This is a genomic window from Paracoccus benzoatiresistens (assembly GCF_026913015.1).
GTDB classification, from domain to species: Bacteria; Pseudomonadota; Alphaproteobacteria; order Rhodobacterales; family Rhodobacteraceae; genus Paracoccus; species Paracoccus benzoatiresistens.
Map to the genome: position 1 here is coordinate 1 of NZ_JAPTYD010000027.1, position 17,637 is coordinate 17,637.

General features: G+C 66.6%; 16 protein-coding genes. 12 read left to right on the forward strand and 4 right to left on the reverse strand.

The genetic code is table 11. The annotated features are described in order from the left end of the window. The 4 genes from OU682_RS15470 to OU682_RS15485 all read left to right on the forward strand — a co-directional run. Positions 1–996 (forward strand): glycosyltransferase family 2 protein (locus OU682_RS15470; protein ID WP_329609815.1); only part of this gene is annotated, 996 nt, incomplete at its 5' end. A gap of 124 nt (positions 997–1,120) precedes the next feature. Then, a complete protein-coding gene (locus OU682_RS15475) occupies positions 1,121–2,149 on the forward strand; it encodes a glycosyltransferase family 2 protein (protein ID WP_268943072.1) in 1,029 nt (342 codons plus the stop codon). Next, on the forward strand, positions 2,146–3,834 hold the full coding sequence (locus OU682_RS15480; RefSeq protein ID WP_268943073.1) for a DUF5927 domain-containing protein: 1,689 nt from the start codon (positions 2,146–2,148) through the stop codon (positions 3,832–3,834). The genes OU682_RS15475 and OU682_RS15480 overlap by 4 nt, the downstream gene beginning before the upstream one ends. Further along, a complete protein-coding gene (locus OU682_RS15485) occupies positions 3,831–5,228 on the forward strand; it encodes a hypothetical protein (protein WP_268943074.1) in 1,398 nt (465 codons plus the stop codon). The genes OU682_RS15480 and OU682_RS15485 overlap by 4 nt, the downstream gene beginning before the upstream one ends. A gap of 213 nt (positions 5,229–5,441) precedes the next feature. Here OU682_RS15485 and OU682_RS15490 read toward each other — a convergent pair whose 3' ends face one another. Continuing rightward, entirely contained in the window at positions 5,442–6,830 is a 1,389-nt protein-coding gene (locus tag OU682_RS15490) for a phosphohexomutase domain-containing protein (RefSeq protein ID WP_268943075.1), read from the reverse strand. A gap of 139 nt (positions 6,831–6,969) precedes the next feature. Between OU682_RS15490 and OU682_RS15495 the strand changes: the two genes are divergently transcribed. From OU682_RS15495 to OU682_RS15520, 6 genes are all read left to right on the forward strand, one after another. Beyond that, positions 6,970–7,371, forward strand: a complete 402-nt coding sequence (locus OU682_RS15495; RefSeq protein ID WP_268943076.1) for a ketosteroid isomerase-related protein — start codon at positions 6,970–6,972, stop codon at positions 7,369–7,371. Then, positions 7,368–7,952, forward strand: a complete 585-nt coding sequence (locus OU682_RS15500) for a GNAT family N-acetyltransferase (RefSeq protein WP_268943077.1) — start codon at positions 7,368–7,370, stop codon at positions 7,950–7,952. The genes OU682_RS15495 and OU682_RS15500 overlap by 4 nt, the downstream gene beginning before the upstream one ends. Further along, entirely contained in the window at positions 7,949–8,806 is an 858-nt protein-coding gene (locus OU682_RS15505) for a carbon-nitrogen hydrolase family protein (RefSeq protein ID WP_268943078.1), read from the forward strand. The genes OU682_RS15500 and OU682_RS15505 overlap by 4 nt, the downstream gene beginning before the upstream one ends. Before the next feature lie 93 nt (positions 8,807–8,899). After that, positions 8,900–9,322: an alternative ribosome rescue aminoacyl-tRNA hydrolase ArfB gene (arfB, locus tag OU682_RS15510; protein ID WP_268943079.1), complete on the forward strand. Its 423-nt coding sequence runs from the start codon at positions 8,900–8,902 to the stop codon at positions 9,320–9,322. Then, entirely contained in the window at positions 9,319–9,771 is a 453-nt protein-coding gene (locus OU682_RS15515; RefSeq protein WP_268943080.1) for an NUDIX hydrolase, read from the forward strand. Before arfB ends, OU682_RS15515 begins: the two co-directional genes overlap by 4 nt. A gap of 9 nt (positions 9,772–9,780) precedes the next feature. Then, positions 9,781–11,217 (forward strand): inorganic phosphate transporter, encoded by a 1,437-nt coding sequence (locus OU682_RS15520; protein WP_268943081.1) that lies wholly within the window; start codon positions 9,781–9,783, stop codon positions 11,215–11,217. Between the two features lie 6 nt (positions 11,218–11,223). Here OU682_RS15520 and pncB read toward each other — a convergent pair whose 3' ends face one another. Next, positions 11,224–12,516, reverse strand: a complete 1,293-nt coding sequence (pncB, locus tag OU682_RS15525) for a nicotinate phosphoribosyltransferase (protein ID WP_268943082.1) — start codon at positions 12,514–12,516, stop codon at positions 11,224–11,226. A gap of 4 nt (positions 12,517–12,520) precedes the next feature. Next, positions 12,521–13,117 (reverse strand): bifunctional nicotinamidase/pyrazinamidase, encoded by a 597-nt coding sequence (gene pncA / locus OU682_RS15530; RefSeq protein WP_268943083.1) that lies wholly within the window; start codon positions 13,115–13,117, stop codon positions 12,521–12,523. A gap of 112 nt (positions 13,118–13,229) precedes the next feature. Between pncA and trhO the strand changes: the two genes are divergently transcribed. Next, a complete protein-coding gene (trhO, locus tag OU682_RS15535; RefSeq protein ID WP_268943084.1) occupies positions 13,230–14,141 on the forward strand; it encodes an oxygen-dependent tRNA uridine(34) hydroxylase TrhO in 912 nt (303 codons plus the stop codon). 124 nt (positions 14,142–14,265) lie between these two features. After that, entirely contained in the window at positions 14,266–15,333 is a 1,068-nt protein-coding gene (locus tag OU682_RS15540; protein WP_268943085.1) for a calcium-binding protein, read from the forward strand. A 21-nt stretch (positions 15,334–15,354) separates the two neighbouring features. Here OU682_RS15540 and OU682_RS15545 read toward each other — a convergent pair whose 3' ends face one another. Beyond that, the gene (locus OU682_RS15545; RefSeq protein ID WP_268943086.1) at positions 15,355–17,634 is read right to left on the reverse strand and encodes an NADP-dependent malic enzyme; all 2,280 of its coding nucleotides are present in this window, start codon (positions 17,632–17,634) and stop codon (positions 15,355–15,357) included. Positions 17,635–17,637: the final 3 nt, after the last annotated feature.

The window sequence follows — 17,637 nt, forward strand, 5'->3', positions numbered from 1 at the left end:
GCGGCCCTGCGGCGGGCATGGTCGGCCTGGCGCCAGCGCTGGAAGCGGCGGAAGCTGCTGTGGCGCTGCCTGCGGGCAGGCCGCGCCCTCACGCCGATGGCTGATCGCACCGCGGCGATCCGGCCGGGCGACATCCTGGCCTTTGCCACCGTCCGCAACGAGATGCTGCGCCTGCCGCAGTTCCTGGACCATTACCGCAGGCTTGGCGTCCGGCACTTCCTGATCGTGGACAATGACAGCACAGACGGCACCGACCGTTTCCTGCGGGGCCAGCCGGACGTGTCGCTGTGGCGGGCCGCAGGGGCATACCGCGCCTCGCGCTTCGGGATGGACTGGCTGGGCGCGCTGCTGATCCGGCATGGCCACGGTCACTGGTGCCTGACCGTCGATGCGGATGAGCTGCTGATCTATCCCGACTGGGACCGCCGCCCCCTGCCGCAGCTGGTGGCGCATCTTGAGACCTCGGGGCGTCCCGCCATGGGCGCGATGATGCTGGATCTGTATCCCCGCGGCCCGCTGGACCGGTCCGACGCCGGGCCGCAGGCCGCGCTGACCGAACGGCTTCCCTGGTTCGACGCCGCGCCCTATCGCTGCGATGTCGTCCAGCCCAAGCGCAACCGCATCCTGCGGGGCGGGGTGCGCGAACGGGTGTTCTTTCCCGATGCGCCCGGGCGCGGGCCCACCCTGAACAAGCTGCCGCTGGTGCGCTGGAACAGGCGATACGTTTATGTCAACTCGAGCCATTCGGCTTTGCCGCCCCGGCTGAACGACGAATATGACGGCCCCGGCGATCCGCGCCTGTCCGGCATCCTTCTGCACAGCAAGTTCCTGCCCGACAGCGCCGCCCGCGCGGCCGAGGAACTGGGGCGCAGGCAGCATTTCATCGACCCCGACCCCTACCGCCCCTATCACGAGGCCATCACGCAGGCCCCGTCCTGTGGCACGAAGGGTCCGTCCGCTATCGCGGCTGGCAGCAGATGCTTGATCTGCGGCTGATGGGAGCGGGCGAGTGGTTAACCGGTGGTTGACGCCAGTCAGGTGATCTTGCCAAATGCGTGTAATCAAAGCATTTGGTCATCATGACAGACGGGCGATACGGTTTCAGCGGGCTTGAGGGACGATGCGGAACTTAGGCGCGCATCCGATCAAAGGCCGGCTGCGCCTTCGCGTGGAACGCCAGCGCCTGATCGGGCGCGCCATCCGGCGCAGGCGCGCGCTGCGGTCCGTGTCCAACCGCACCGGGCTGATCGCAAGCGGCGACATCCTGTGCTTTGTCACGCTGCGGGACGAGCGCGTCCGGCTGCCCTGGTTCCTGGACTATTACCGGGCCCTGGGGGTGCGGCATTTCCTGATGGTGGACAACGCCAGTACGGATGGCAGCACCGACTGGCTGCGCAGCCAGCCGGACGTGTCGCTGTGGTGGACCAACCACAGCTACAAGGGTTCGCGCTTCGGCATGGACTGGATCAACTGGCTGCTGCTGCGACATGGCTGCGGGCATTGGTGCCTGACGGTCGATCCCGACGAATTCCTGGTCTATCCCCATTGCAACCAGCGGCCTCTGGCGGCCCTGACCAGCTGGCTGGATTCCACCGGCCGCCGGTCCTTTCCCGCCATGCTTCTGGACATGTACCCCAAGGGTCCGGTCGAGGATGCGATCTGCGCCGAGGGCCAGAACCCGTTCGAGGTCGCCCGCTGGTTCGATCCGGCCAATTACTCGATCCAGAAGAACGACCATTTCGGCAACCTGTGGATCCAGGGTGGTCCCCGGACGCGGGCCTTCTTTACCCAGGATCCGCTGGCGGGGCCCGCGCTGAACAAGATCCCGCTGGTCAAGTGGCACTGGCGCTATGCCTATGTCAGTTCGACCCATATGCTGCTGCCGCGCGGGCTGAACCTGGTCTATGACGAGGACGGGGGCGAGCAGATCTCGGGCTGCCTGCTGCATGCCAAGTTCCTGTCCTCCTTCGCGGCCAAGTCGGTCGAGGAAATGGACCGCCGCCAGCATTACGGCAACAGCCAGGAATACCGCGCCTATCACGCGGGCCTGCATCGCGGCGTGCAGCTGTGGTGCAGCGAATCGCGCGAATATGACGGTTGGCAGCAACTCGAGGATCTGGGCCTGATCTCTCGCGGGAACTGGGCATGACGGGAACGGTGCGCCTTGGCGTGGTGCTGCTGTGCCATGCGGATCTTGGGATGGCGGCCCGACTGGCGCGAATCTGGGCCGACGGCGGCGCTCGGGTGGCCATCCATGTCGATGCCAAAGTGGCGGCCGCGCGGCTGGCTGGAATGAGGGATGCGCTGAAGGATTGCGACCGCATCATCTTCAGCAGGCGCCACCGCTGTTCCTGGGGCCGCTTCAGCCTAGTCCGCGCGACCCAGGATGCGGCGGCGGAACTGCTGCGGCAGTTTCCCGACACCACCCATGTCTATCTGGCCTCGGGCGCCTGCCTGCCGCTGCGGCCCGTATCCGACTTGGTGGCCTATCTGGGGGCGGATCCCGATCGCGACCACATCGAAAGCGTCAGCACCCATGATGTCGGCTGGACCGTCGGCGGGTTGAACGAGGAACGCTTCTCGCTGTTCTTTCCCTTCGACTGGAAGAAGCACCGCTGGCTGTTCGACCGCTTCGTGGAGTGGCAGCGCCGGCGCGGCATCCGGCGGCGGATGCCCGGCGGGCTGTCGCCGCATCTGGGATCGCAATGGTGGTGCCTGACGGCAAGGACCCTGCGCGCGATCCTGGAGGATCCGCAAAGGCCCGAATTCGACCGCTTCTTCCGCTTTGCCTGGATCCCCGACGAAAGCTATTTCCAGACCCTGGTGCGGCGCCATTCCACGCATGTCGAAAGCTGGTCGCTGACCATGGCCAAGTTCGACCATACGGGGCGGCCCTACCTGCTTTACGACGATCACATCCCGATGCTGGCTGAATCGCGCTGCTTCGTGGCGCGCAAGGTCTGGCCCGGTGCCTCGCGGCTGCTGGCGCATTTCCCGCTGCCGGACGACGGCCATCCTCAGGTCGATCCGCCGCAGCCTGCGCGGATTTCGCGCATCATCAACCAGACGGTGCGCCGCCGCGTGCTGGGCCGGCCGGGCCTTTACATGCAAAGCCGCTTTCCCCGCAAGGATGCAGAAAACGGCAAGACCTCGGCCCCCTATGCGGTCCTCCAGGGACCGGGCGACATCTTCCACGGGTTCGAGGACTGGTTGCGCCGCCACCTGTCCTGCGATGTCCACGGCCATCTGCTGGGGCCGGAAGGCGCTGAATTCGCCGGGCGGTCACGGACCGGGCCGGGGGCGATCTCGTCGGACCCGCAGATCCGCGACCGCGACCCGCAGGGCTTCCTGACCTCCTTGATCCGCATCACGAACCGGATGCAGGTGTTCCAGTTCGGCCCGCGCGACAACCAGGCGCTGAACTGGTTCATGGCGACCGATCCCAACGCGCATATGCTGGTCGTGACCGGCGCCTGGAAACTGCCGCTTCTGCATTCCAGGATGCCCTTCGACGACGTGCGCCGGGTCTTCGCGCAGCTGCAACGGATCGAGCTCGGGCATCTGGACGTGCTGAATTCGGTCTGGGTCCGCGCCCGGCTGCACCAATACGACCTGGGGGAGTTCCTGATGAACCCCAGGCCGATCCTTCAGGACTTCATGCTGCAGATCGATCCGCATTCCGTGCCCGTGACCACGCTGCCCGCGATGCGCGACCTGACGGGTCTGGACCAGATGTTGCGGAAGTTGCGCAATTCGGGCCTGCGCCCGCGCCTGACGGGCGAGGATCTGCCGCCCATCGAACTTCTGACCAATGAAAGGGCGGCCGCCGAATGACGCAAGGATTCCGCAGCTTTGTGATCTTTGCCGAGATGCGGACGGGGTCCAACCTGCTCGAGGCGACGCTGAACGCCCTGAAGGGCGTCACCTGCTTTGGCGAGGCCTTCAACCCCTACATGATGGGCTGGCCCGACAAGGACGAGATGCTGGGCATCACGCGCGCCGAACGCGAGGCCGACCCTTTGCCGCTTCTGGCGCGCCTGACCGACAGGCCGGATCATCTGGCGGGCTTCCGCTATTTCCACGACCACGACCCGCGCGTGCTGGAGCCGATCCTCCAGGACCGGCGCTGCGCCAAGATCTTTCTGTCCCGCAATCCGCTGGACAGCTATGTCTCGACCCGGCTCGCCTGGGAAACGAACCAGTGGAAGCTGAACGAGTCGGAAACCCCGATCCCCGCGCGCATCACCTATGACGGGGCCGAGTTCCGGCAGATGCTGGCCGCGGCCGACGAATTCCGGCGGCGAGTCGTCAACCGGCTGCAGGCCGCCGGGCAGACCGCCTTCTGGCTGGATTACGACGATCTGCGCGATGCCGAGGTGATGACCGGGCTCTTGCACTGGCTGGGCCGCACGGATCTGGAACGGGTGGAACCCGGCCGCGACCAGGTGCCCCAGAACCCGCAGGAGCTGGCGCAGAAGGTCGCGAATTTCGCCGCCATGCAGGACGATCTGCGCGACATGGACCCGTTCCTGCTGCACCGCCTGCCCGTTTTCGAGCCCCGGCGCGGCCCTGCGGTGCCCAGTTTCATGGCCGCCGATGCGGGCCGGGGGCTGCTGTTCATGCCGGTCAGGGGCGGCCCGGAACAGGCGATCCGGAAATGGCTTGCCGGGCTTGGGCCGGTGGAAAGCAGCCTCACCCAATCCACCCTCCGCCAGTGGAAGCGCGCCCGTCCCGGCCATCGCAGCTTTGCCGTGCTGCGCCATCCCCTGCTGCGGGCCTGGGATGCCTTCGATCACCTGCTGGCGCGCGGCAATCCCGAACAGCGCGACCTGCTGCGCCGGTTGCACCGCGTGGCCCTGCCGCCCGAAGAGGCTTTGGCCGACCTGTCGGGCGATCGGTGCATCGCCGTCTTTGCCGATTTCCTGGCCTTCCTGCGCCGCAACCTGAACGGCCAGACATCCCTGCCGACTCATCCGATGTGGGCCAGCCAGACCGAGGTGCTGTCAGGCTTCGCCCGCTTTGCCGTGCCGGACATGCTGGTCAGGGAGGATCGTCTGGCCGAGGATCTGGGGCATCTGGCCCGCGCGGCGGGGCTTAGCGATGCCCGGGCGGACGCGGTGAGCCCCGCCCCGGTGCCGGACGCATTGCGCGATCCCAAGCTGGCCGAGGCCGCGCAGGCGGCCTACCTGCGCGACTACATCACCTTCGGGTTCGAGCTGATGCCGTAGCCCGCATTGGCGAAGGCCACCGGCTTCGCCACGCGCTGCGATATCCACCCGCACCGCCGGGCCTCAAAGGCCCGCCCCGCCCCCGGCGGGCGCCGGCCTAGCGGGGTTGCGGGGGGCGACGTTTCTGATGGGATCGTCACACAGCGGGCAGGGGAAACGCATGCGTTTCCTTGTCCCGCCCGACCAAGGCGCATCGGGACGCGTTTGCAGGACTTATCCCTGCAGCAGCGCCGCCAGCTCCGCCTGCTTTTCCTTGACCAGGGCCGCGTCGCCGTCCGATTCCAGGTTCAGCCGCACCACCGGCTCGGTGTTCGACTTGCGCAGGTTGAAGCGCCACTTGCCGAAGTCCAGCGACACGCCGTCCAGGTCGTCGCGCGAGTCGGCCTGGGGCTCGTATTTCTCGATCAGCCGGGCAATGGCCGCGTCGGGGTCCTCGATGTGATAGTTCGTCTCGCCCGACGAGGGGTAAAGCCTCATCCGCTCCTCCAGCAGTTCGGCCAGGGTCTTGCCCTTGCGCGACAGCAGTTCGATCATCAGCAGCCAGGGAAGCATGCCGCTGTCGCAGTAATAGAAGTCGCGGAAATAATGGTGCGCCGACATTTCCCCGCCATAGATCGCGCCCACGTCGCGCATCTTGCGCTTGATGAAGGCGTGGCCGGTCTTGCTGACCACGGGCTCTCCACCGGCCTCCTGGATCATGGCGCGGGTGTTCATGATGACGCGGGGGTCGTGGACGATCTTCTCGCCCGGGGATTTTTCCAGGAACGCCGCGCCCAGAAGGCCCACGATGTATTCGCCGGGAATGAAGCGGCCGTTTTCATCGAAGAAGAAGCAGCGGTCGAAATCGCCGTCCCAGGCCACGCCCAGATCGGCATTCTCGGCCTTGACCTTTTCGACGGTGGGGGGCTGGTTTTCGTCCAGAAGGGGGTTCGGGATGCCGTTCGGGAAGCTGGAATCGACGTTGTGGTGCATACGCACGAAGGTCAGCGGCGCGCCGCGGGCCAGCAGCTCGTCCGCGATGGCGTCAAAGGTCGGGCCCGCCGTGCCATTTCCGGCGTTCACCACGATCTTCATCGGCTTCAGGACCGAGACATCGACGAAATCGGCCATCGCCTTGGCGTAATCCGCGCGGGCGTGGCTGAAATCGGTGACGCTGCCCTTGGTCGCCGGGGCAAAGCTGCCGCTGGTAGCCAGGTCCACGATCGGCGGCAGTTCGGTCGCCGGATCCAGCGGGGCCGATCCCCGCCCCACGATCTTCATGCCGTTGTAGTTGATCGGGTTGTGCGAAGCCGTGACCTCGATCCCGCCATCGGTGTCGTGGAAGCCGGTGTGGAAATACACCTCCTCGGTCCCGGCCAGGCCCAGGTCCAGCACATCGGCGCCGCCGTCGGTCAACCCCTCGATCAGCGCGGCGGCCAGTTCGGGCGAGGTTTCGCGGCTGTCACGCCCCACGACCACGCGCTTGGCCTTGCGGGCCTCGGCAAAGGCGCGGCCGATGCGATAGGCCACGTCGGTGTCCAGGTTCTTGCCCAATTCCCCACGAACGTCATAGGCTTTGAAGCAAGTGATTTCACGAGGGCCAAGGTTGGATTTGTCGGTCATGGGCGCGAGTCCTTCTTGCGCAAGGGGTTGGTTCAAGCGCTAGCAGCTTGGCCCGGAAATTCAAGGCATTGGTCCCTTCGGACCACGTGACGCCGGACATGCGCCGCGCTAGATGGGGGCAAACGCACGAGAGGGGAAAATGGACACAAAATCTTTGATCGCGGCCTATTACGACGCCTTCAACGCGGGCCGCACCGACGATATGCTGGACTTGCTGCATGACGAGGTGGAGCATCACGTGAACGAAGGCCAGATCCGGCGCGGCAAGGCGCTGTTCGCCGAGTTCAACGCGCACATGACCGACAGCTACAAGGAAAACCTGACCGATATCGTGATCTTCGCCAATGACGCGGGTGATCGCGCGGCGGCGGAATTCGTGGTGAACGGCACCTATCTGAAGACCGATTCCGGCCTGCCCGAGGCGAAAGGCCAGACCTATCGCCTGCCCGCCGGGTCCTTCTTCACCATCCGCGACGGCAAGATCGCGCGCGTGACGACCTATTACAACCTGGCCGACTGGATGCGGCAGGTCAGCCAATGACCGTCACGACGCGCGTCCTGACCGGAGAGGCGCTGGCCGCCGCGCTGGAAGACGTCGCGCGTCTGCGCATCCGCGTCTTCCGCGACTTCCCCTATCTTTACGACGGGAATCAGGATTACGAACGCGATTACCTGCGCGCCTACCAGTCGCCCGGCGCGGTGGTCGTCGCGGCGCTTGACGGCGCCTCGGTCGTCGGCGCCGCGACCGGCGCACCGATGGCCGACCACGCCGCCGATTTCGCCGCCGCCTTCGAGGGCAGGCCGGAACCGCTGGACCAGATCTTCTACTGCGCCGAATCCGTGCTGCTGCCCGAATATCGCGGCCAAGGCATCGGCCACGCCTTCTTCGACGCGCGGGAGGCCCATGCCCGCGCCCTGGGGCTGACCTACAGCGCGTTCTGCAGCGTGATCCGTCCCGCCGATCACCCGGGGCGCCCGGTGAATTACCGGCCCTTGGACGATTTCTGGCGCAAGCGGGGCTATCAGCCGCTGCCCGGCGTCATCGCGCATTTTTCCTGGAGGGATCTGGGCGACGAGGCCGAGACCGAAAAGGACCTTCAATTCTGGATGCGTCACCTGTGAAGATCGCCGCCGCCGCCTATCCGATCGACTGGTTCGACAGCTTCGCCGATTACGAGGCCAAGCTGACCCGGTGGGTTGCCGATGCCCAGGGTGCCGACCTGCTGGTCTTTCCCGAATATGGCGCGATGGAGCTTGCCTCGCTGGGCGGGCGCGATGTCGCGGGCGATCTCGAGGCCTCGCTGCACGAGGTGGCAAGGCATTGGCCCCGGGTCGAGGCGCTGCACCTGCGGCTGGCCAAGCAGCACGGTTGCCACATCCTGGGCGCATCCGGCCCGGTGTTCGAGGGTCCCCGCCCGGTCAATCGTGCGGTGCTTTACGGCCCCGACGGCCGGCTCGGCCATCAGGACAAGCAGATCATGACCCGGTTCGAGCGGGAGGAGTGGGATGTCACCGGCGCCCCCGGCCTGCGGGTCTTCGACACGCCTCTGGGCCGGACCGGCATCCTGATCTGCTATGACAGCGAATTCCCGCTGCTGGCCCGGGTGCTGGCGCAGGCGGGGGTGGAACTGCTGCTGGTGCCAAGCTGCACCGACACGGTGGCGGGTTTTTCGCGCGTGCGCATCGGGGCCATGGCGCGCGCCCTGGAAAGCCAGTGCGTGGTGGTCCAGGCGCCGACGGTCGGGCCCTGCGGCTGGATGCCCGCGCTGGACGAAAACCGCGGGCGCGCGGCGATCTATGGCCCGCCCGACGGCTTCTGGCCGGAAACCGGCATCATCGCGGAAGGCGCGATGGACCAACCCGGCTGGGTCATGGCGGATGTCGACCTGTCCCGCGTGTCCGACAGCCGCAGGAGGGGCGCGGTCCTGCCCTATGTTCACTGGCCAGAAAGCGAGGGAATCGCGCTGACCGGCTGACCGGCTGACGGGCCACGGCAACCTTTTCCAAAGAATTCAGTTCTACAATGCGCGGCACTTTTCATGCCGCCTATCAGGCCATATTTCGCGGCTATGCTGCATATCACAGACACCATCGCCATCCAGGAGTGGGAGCTGAGCGAACAGTTCACCAGATCCCAGGGACCGGGCGGGCAGAACGTCAACAAGGTCGAGACCGCGGTCGAGCTGCGGTTCGAGGCCGCGCGTTCCCCGAACCTGTCCGACACCGTGAAGCGCCGCCTGGAGCGGCTGGCGGGGCGTCGGTGGACGCGGGATGGCGCGGTGGTGATCCTCAGCCAGGAAAGCCGCAGCCAGGCCCGCAACCGCGAGATCGCGCGCGAAAGGCTGGCCGAGCTGATCCAGCGCGCGGCCGAACCCGTCAAGCGCAGGGTGTCCACCAAGCCGACCTGGGGCAGCCAAATGCGGCGCCTGAAGGCCAAGTCCAACCGGGCAGAGGTCAAGGCCCTGCGCAGTCGGGTGGGGGATGGCGAATGAAGGGCCTGCGTCAGTCGTTGCGCCTGCTGCTGGGCCGCCGTCCCCCGGCCATGCAGGTCGGCGCCATTTGCCGCTGCCCGCAAACTGGCGCGGTCGTGCTGGTCACCAGCCGCGGCACCGGCCGCTGGGTCATTCCCAAGGGCTGGCCGATGGAGGGCAAGACCCTGCCTGGTGCCGCCGCCACCGAGGCCTGGGAGGAAGCGGGCGTCGAGGGGCATGTCCACGAGGTCGAGATCGGCCGCTACCTGTATGACAAGGAACAGGACAGCGGCTATTCGGTCCCGGTCGAGGTTCGCGTCTTTCTGATGGATGCCGGCCGCCTGCGCCCCGATTTTCCCGAAGCCACGCAGCGCAAGCGCCGCTGGTTTTCGCCCCAGGAAGCCGCGCGGCATGTGGCCGAGCCGGGCTTGCGGGAAATCCTGCTTGCATTGCCGCAAACACCCGGCTGACATGCGGGAATGAACCGGCCCGACCGTCAATTTCGCACGCTCGACAAGGATCTGGGCCGGATCACGGTTGTGGAATCCGCCCAGTTCCATGCCATACGTCCGGTCCTGAGGCTGGGGGCGGCGATCCTGCTGGCCGTTTCGCTGATCTTCCTGGCCCTGGGCGTCACCGGCCAGCAGCCCGGCCTGGTCGCGATCGGCGTGGGCTTCATCGTCGCGGGCTGGCTGGGCCTGTCGATCGGGGCGAACGACATCGCCAACTCGCTTGGTCCGGCAGTGGGCGCGGGGGCCATCGCCATCGGTCCGGGATTGGCCCTGGTGGCGCTGGCCGAGATCGCGGGCGCGATGCTGGCGGGCCATGCCGTCACCCATCGGCTGGCCGAGGGGATCGTGGATACCGCCGTGCTGTCGGGGGCGGGCGGGCAGATCGTCATGCTGGCCGCGCTGATCGCGGCGGCGGGCTGGATCACGGTCGCGACGGGGGCGAACCTGCCGGTCTCGACCTCGCATTCCATTGTGGGCGCGATTGCCGGGGCGGGGCTGGCTGCGGCGGGACCCCAGGCCATGTCCTGGGGCGGGATCGCGGCCATGGCGCTGGCCTGGATCCTGACGCCCTTTGCGGCGGCGGTCCTGGCCGGGGCGCTGCTGGTGCTGCTGCGCCTCAAGGTGGCCGAGGCGCCGGATCGCGGCCGTGCGGCCCGCATCTGGCTGCCGCCGTTGATCGGCGCCATGGTGGGGCTGTTTGTCGCCTATGTCGCGACCCTGCTGCCCGCGCTGTCGCTGCGCCTGCCCCTTGCCCTGCTGCCCGGCGCAGTGGCCGGACTGACCACGGCCTGCCTGATGCGCCGCCGTGTCGATCAGCTTCTGGCGCAGCTTGCGGGGGGCAAGCTGGGCATGAAGCGCCTGCTGCGCCAGCCGCTGCTGTTTGCCGCGGTGATGATGGCCTTTGCCCATGGCGCGGGCGATGCCGGCAATGTCGCGGCTCCGCTGCTGGTGATCCTGACACCCGCCCAGCCGGGCACGCTGCCCGTGCCGCTTCTGCTGCTGGCGATCGCGGGGACGACCATCGCGCTTGGCGCCGTGCTGTTCGGGCGCCGCCTGGTCGGCATGGTGGGCGAGGGGATCACCCGCCTGAACCCGGCCCGCGCCTTTTGCATCACCCTTGCGACCGCCATGATCGTGCTGGTCGCATCCGGCTGGGGCCTACCGGTGTCATCGACCCATGTGGCCGTGGGCGGCGTCTTTGGCGTGGGCTTCGTGCGGGAAATGCTGGACCGCCGCACGGATGCCCGGCGCACCGATCTGCCGGTCGAGGAACGCCGCCGCCGCCAGCTGATCCGCCGCAGCCATGTGGCGACCATCACCGCGGCCTGGCTGGTGACCGTTCCGGTCACCGCGCTGCTGGGCGGGCTGTGCTGCCTGGCGATGCTGTGGCTGACGGGGCTTTGAGGCCCCTCAGACCACCACCTCCAGCCGCGCCTGCTGGCCGGTCCCGAAGACCCGGCGATAGCGCGCGATCTCCTCGGCCGGGCCGGTGGCCTTGGCGGGGTTGTCCGACAGCTTGACCGTCGGGCGGCCGTTGGCAGACACTGCCTTGCAGACCAGGCTGAAGGGCGCCAGCCCGTCTTCCGGGACCAGCCCGCGGAAGTCGTTGGTCAGAAGCGTGCCCCAGCCGAAGCTGACCTTGACGCGGCCGTGGAACTGGTGGTGCAGCTCGACGATCTTGTCCACGTCCAGCCCGTCCGAGAAGATCACCAGCTTTCCCCGCGGATCCTCGCCGCGTTCCCGCCACCAGCGGATCGCGGTTTCGGCCCCTTCGGCGGGGTCGCCGCTGTCGATGCGGATGCCGGTCCAGCCCGCCAGCCAGTCGGGCGCGCCCTTCAGGAAACCCTTGGTCCCGTAGGTGTCGGGCAGGATCATGCGCAGGTTGCCGTCATGTTCCTCGTGCCAGTCGGCCAGGACCTCGTAAGGGGCGCGGCGCAGCTCCTCATCGGTATTGGCCAGGGCGGCATAGACCATCGGAAGTTCATGGGCATTGGTGCCGATGGCCTCGATGTCGCGGCGCATGGCGATCAGGCAGTTCGAGGTGCCGGTGAAGCGTTCGCCCAATCCCTCGATCATGGCCTGCACCGCCCAGTCCTGCCACAGGAAGCTGTGGCGGCGGCGCGTGCCGAAATCGGCGATGCGCAGGTCGGGCAGTCCGCGCAGCACCTCGATCTTTTCCCAAAGCCGGGTCATGGCGCGGGCATAAAGGACTTGCAGCTCGAACCGGCCCAGCCGTTCCAGCACGGCGCGGGACCGAAGCTCCATCAGGATGGCAAGCGCGGGGATTTCCCACAGCATCACCTCGGGCCAGCGGCCTTCGAAGGTCAGTTCGTACTGGCCGTCGCGCTTTTCCAGGTGATAGGGGGGCAGCCGCAGGTTTTCCAGGAACTCCATGAAGTCCGGGCGGAACATCTGGCGCTTGCCATAGAAGGTGTTGCCGCGCAGCCAGGTGGATTCCCCGCGCGTCAACGACAGGCCCCGGACGTGATCCAGTTGCTGGCGCAGTTCGCCCTCGTCGATCAGTTCGGCCAGGCGGATGGATTTGGTGCGGTTGATCAGCTGAAACCGGACCACCGTATCGGGCCGGTTGCGAAAGATCGACTGGCACATCAGCAACTTGTAGAAGTCGGTGTCGATCAGCGACCGCACGATCGGGTCGATCTTCCATTTGTGATTATAGACGCGGGTGGCGATATCGACCATCGGCTTACTCCAGAATGACGCCCGCCCCGCGCATGTCGGCGCGGGCGCGGTCGCGGCTGCCGTTCAGGTCGATGGCGCGGGTCGCATCCTCGATCACGGTGGCGGCAAAGCCCAGCTTCGCGGCGTCGATCGCGCTCCAGGCGACGCAGAAATCATGGGCAAGGCCCACAAAGGACAAATCCGACAGGCCGCGGTCGCGCAGGTATCCGGCAAGGCCCGTGGGCGTCTGCCGGTCATTTTCGAAAAAGGCCGAATAGCTGTCGACATGCGCCCGGAACCCCTTGCGGATCACCAGATCCGTGCGGGACAGGTCAAGGCCCGGGTGGAAATCCGCGCCGGGCGTTCCGATCACGCAATGCGGGGGCCACAGCACCTGCGGGCCATAGGGCATGTCCGCCAGGCTGAACGGATCCGCGCCCGGGTGGTTGACGGCAAAGCTGGCATGGTGCGCCGGGTGCCAGTCCTGGGTCAGCACCACCGCGTCATACCCCTTCATCAGGGCGTTGATGGAGCCTATGATCTCGTCCCCGCCAGGCACGGCCAGGGCGCCGCCGGGGCAGAAGTCGGTCTGCATGTCGATCACGATCAAGGCTTTCGGCACCCAGTTTCCTCCATTCCCAGGATGATCATGCCTAGAAACTACGCGTCCCTGGGTCAATGCCTTGCGGGGTCGGGCCTTGCAAGATCGGGCGTCGCTGGCTAAGGCCGCGCCCATGCTGACCGTGGCCGCCCTGTATCACTTTACCAGGTTTTCCGACCCTGCCGCCCTGAAAGGCGCGCTGGCCAGGGTCGCCTGTGCCAATGGCGTCAGGGGAACGCTGCTGCTGGCGCCCGAAGGGATCAACGGCACCATCGCCGGCCCGCGCGAGGGCATCGACGCCGTGCTGGCCCATATCCGCGCCCTGCCGGGTTGCGACGGGTTGGAGTGGAAGGAAAGCACGGCCGAGGCGATGCCCTTCGGCAAGATGAAGGTGCGCCTGAAGCGAGAGATCGTGACCATGGGCCAGCCCGATGTCGATCCAAGCGCCTCTGTGGGCCATTATGTGGAGCCTGCCGAATGGAATGCGCTGATCAGCGCCCCCGATGTCGCCGTCATCGACACCCGCAACGATTACGAGGTCGCCATCGGCACCTTTGCCGGCGCCGTTGATCCCGGCACGCGGTCTTTCCGCGATTTCCCCGCCTGGTGGCAGGCCAACGCCGATCGATTCGCGGGCAAGCGCGTGGCGATGTTCTGCACCGGCGGCATTCGCTGCGAGAAATCGACGAACTGGCTGCTGTCGCAAGGGGTGGATCAGGTCTTTCACCTCAAGGGCGGCATCCTGAAGTATCTGGAAGACGTTCCTGAACAGGACAGCCTGTGGCAGGGCGAATGCTTCGTCTTCGACGGACGGGTCAGCCTGACCCACGGGTTGCAGCAGGGTCGACACGGGCTGTGCCACGCCTGCCGCCGCCCCCTGGCCCCCGGGGATCGCGCCCGCCCGGAATACGAGGAAGGCGTCTGCTGCCATCGCTGCGCGGGCGAATACGACGAGGCCGACCGCGCGCGGTTCCGCGAAAGGCAGCGGCAGGTCGCGCGGGGCGAGTTGAAGTTCGACGGAAATACCCTCTCGCCAGAAGACTGACGGCAAAGTACACCCGCTTTGTTTTTTCAAATGCGGGTTCGCAATGGCAATCGTTTACCAGGGTACTGCGGGAAACAACCGTCTCAGGGCAGACAATTCTTTTCCCTATGATGATGTCGTCCAGATGCACGGCTATGCCGGCGATGACGAACTGACAGGCGCGTTCCTGCACCGCAATGAAATTTTCGGGGGGGCCGGAAATGACACATTGGGGGGTGGCGCTGATAGCAACTTGCTGGATGGGGGTGACGGCAACGACATCCTGAATGCTTGGATCGGCGACTATGCTGTCCTTCGTGGCGGCGCCGGGAATGACGTTCTGACCGGAGGCGACGGCGGAGGACTTCTGGATGGCGGCGCGGGCATCGACGTGATGACAGGCGGCGACGGCGGCGACACCTATGTCGTCAATCATCTGCGTGACGTCGTGTACGAATCCTACCAGCCCTATTACGACAACGATCCGAACCCTGCCGACCAGGTGAATGCCTGGGTCAGCTGGACCCTGGGGGCCAATCTGGAAAACCTTGTCCTGCAGGGGAAAGCCGCGATCAACGGCACAGGCAACGGGCTTTCCAACCTGATCGTCGGCAATGCCGGCAACAACAGCCTGTCGGGCGATCGTGGCACCGATACGCTGGAGGGCGGGTTGGGCAATGACACCATCGACGGCGGATTGGGCGTGGACACGATCCGCTTCACCGCCAGTACGGCCGTCTTGGTCAATCTTTCAAAGGCTGCCGCTCAGAACACCGGCTGGGGGCTGGACACGATCCGCAATGTCGAAAACGTCGTGACCGGGGCGGGCAATGACCGCATCACCGGCAGTGCGGTCGCCAACTCCCTGACCGCAGGGGCGGGCAATGACGTCCTGTGGGGCATGGCAGGCAACGACCGCCTGTTCGGTCAGGCAGGCAACGACCGCCTGCAAGGCGGAGCGGGGAACGACACCCTGGCCGGCGGGGCAGGGACGGATCATTTCCTGTTCTCCAAGGGCGGCGGCATCGACCGGATCACCGACTTTGCCGATGGTGCCGACCGGATCGTCATCGACAGCGGGGCCGAGACCTTTGGCCAGGTCAGGATCGCTGACCTGGGCGCCGACGCACGGATTTCCTTCGGCGACGTGACCGTGATCCTGTCGAATGTCGATCACGCCGGGCTGGGCGCCGAGGATTTCATCTTCACTTGATGCCCCTGGGGCGGGGCGTCCTTACCGCCCCGTTCCCAACCCACCCGCCGAGATCGCCGCCATGTTCAGGATGTCGTTCACCGTCGAGGTGGTCGAGCAGATCTGGATCGGCTGCGGCACGCCGGTCAGGATGGGGCCGATCACCGTGGCGCCCGCCATTTCCTGCATCAGCTTCACGCTGATCGAGGCCGAATGCCGCGCCGGCACGACCAGCACGTTGGCCGGCCCGGTCAGCCGGCTGAAGGGATAGCGCGCGGCCGATTCCATGTTCAGCGCCACGTCCACCGTCATCTCGCCCTCGTATTCGAAGTCGACGCCGCGGCGGTCCAGGACCTTGGGCGCCTCGGCCATCTTGATGGCGCGCTCGCTGACCGGATAGCCGAAGTTCGAAAACGACAGGAAGGCCACACGCGGTTCAAGGCCAAGGCCGCGCGCGACGGCGGCGCCGCGGGTGGCGATGTCGGCCAGATCCTCGGCCTCGGGCCATTCATGGACCAGCGTGTCGCCGATCAGCACGATCCGGCCCTTGTGCAGGACCGCCGTGATGCCGACCGCGCCGTCCTGCGGGCGCAGGTCGAAGACCTTGCCCAGTTGCGCCAGCACCGGGGCGTTCTTGCGGGTCGCGCCCGTCACCAGCCCGTCGCCATGGCCATGGGCCAGCATCAGCGCGGCAAAGACGTGGCGATCACGGTTGGCCAGCTTGTGCGCATCCTCGCGGTCCACGCCCTTGCGTTGCAGGCGCGCGTAAAGGAACTCGTGATAGGCATCCAGGTGCCGGGAATTGGCCGCGTTCACCACGGTCAGTTCCCGCACCGCATCAGCCAGGCCGGCGGCTTCCAGCTTTTCCTTCACGTCGGCTTCGCGACCCACCACAAGGGCCTGGCCCATCCCGCCGCGCTGCCAGGCGACGGCGGCGCGCAGGACGCGGGGATCGTCGCCTTCGGCAAAGATCATCCGCGCCTGGCTTTGCCGCGCGCGCGCATGGATGCCCTGAAGGATCGCGGCGGTCGGATCCATGCGGTTCTTCAGCGCCTGGATGTATCCATCCATGTCGATGATCGGGCGGCGCGCGACGCCTGTATCCATGCCCGCGCGGGCAACCGCAGGGGGAACGACATGGATCAGGCGCGGATCGAAGGGCGTCGGGATGATATAGTCGCGCCCGAACTGCAGCTTGCGGCCATAGGCCACGGCGACCTCGTCCGGCACATCCTCGCGCGCCAGCTTCGCAAGCGCCTCGGCGCAGGCGATCTTCATCTCGTCGTTGATGGCGCGAGCGTGGATGTCGAGCGCGCCGCGGAACAGGTAGGGAAAGCCCAGGACGTTGTTGACCTGGTTGGGATAGTCGCTGCGGCCCGTGGCGACGATGGCGTCGGGGCGGACGGCATGGGCGTCCTCGGGGGTGATTTCCGGGTCGGGGTTCGCCATGGCGAAGATCACCGGGTTGTCGGCCATGCTTTCGACCATCGCCTGCGTCACCGCGCCCTTGGCCGAAACGCCCAGGAAGACGTCGGCGCCCTTCATCGCGTCTTCCAGGGTGCGGGCCTCGGTCACGACCGCATGGGCCGATTTCCACTGGTTCATCCCCTCGGTCCGGCCCTGGTAGATGACGCCCTTGGTGTCGGCCATGATGCAGTTTTCATGCCGCGCGCCCATGGATTTCAGCAGCTCCAGGCAGGCGATTCCCGCGGCGCCCGCGCCGTTCAGGACGATCTTCACGTCCTCGATCTTCTTGCCCGACAGTTCCAGGGCATTGAGCAGCCCCGCCGCGCAGATCACGGCGGTGCCGTGCTGGTCGTCGTGGAAGACTGGGATGTCCATCATTTCCTTCAGGCGCTGCTCGATGATGAAGCATTCGGGCGCCTTGATGTCTTCCAGATTGATGCCGCCGAAAGTCGGACCCATCAAGCGGACGGCGTTGATGAACTCGTCCGGGTCCTCGGTATCCAGTTCGATGTCGATGGCGTTCACGTCGGCAAAGCGCTTGAACAGCACCGCCTTGCCTTCCATCACCGGCTTCGAGGCGAGCGCCCCCAGGTTGCCCATCCCCAGGATGGCGGTGCCGTTGGAAATCACGGCGACCATGTTGCCCTTGGTGGTATAGTCATAGGCGGTTTCCGGGCGGTCGGCGATGGCCTGGACGGGAACGGCGACACCCGGCGAATAGGCCAGCGACAGGTCGCGCTGCGTCGTCATGGGGGTCGAGGCGACCACGTCGAATTTTCCCGGACGCGGCTCCATGTGGTAGGCCAGCGCTTCTTCGGGGGTGATGCGGGTGCGGTTGCTGGTCTTTTCGCTCATGGG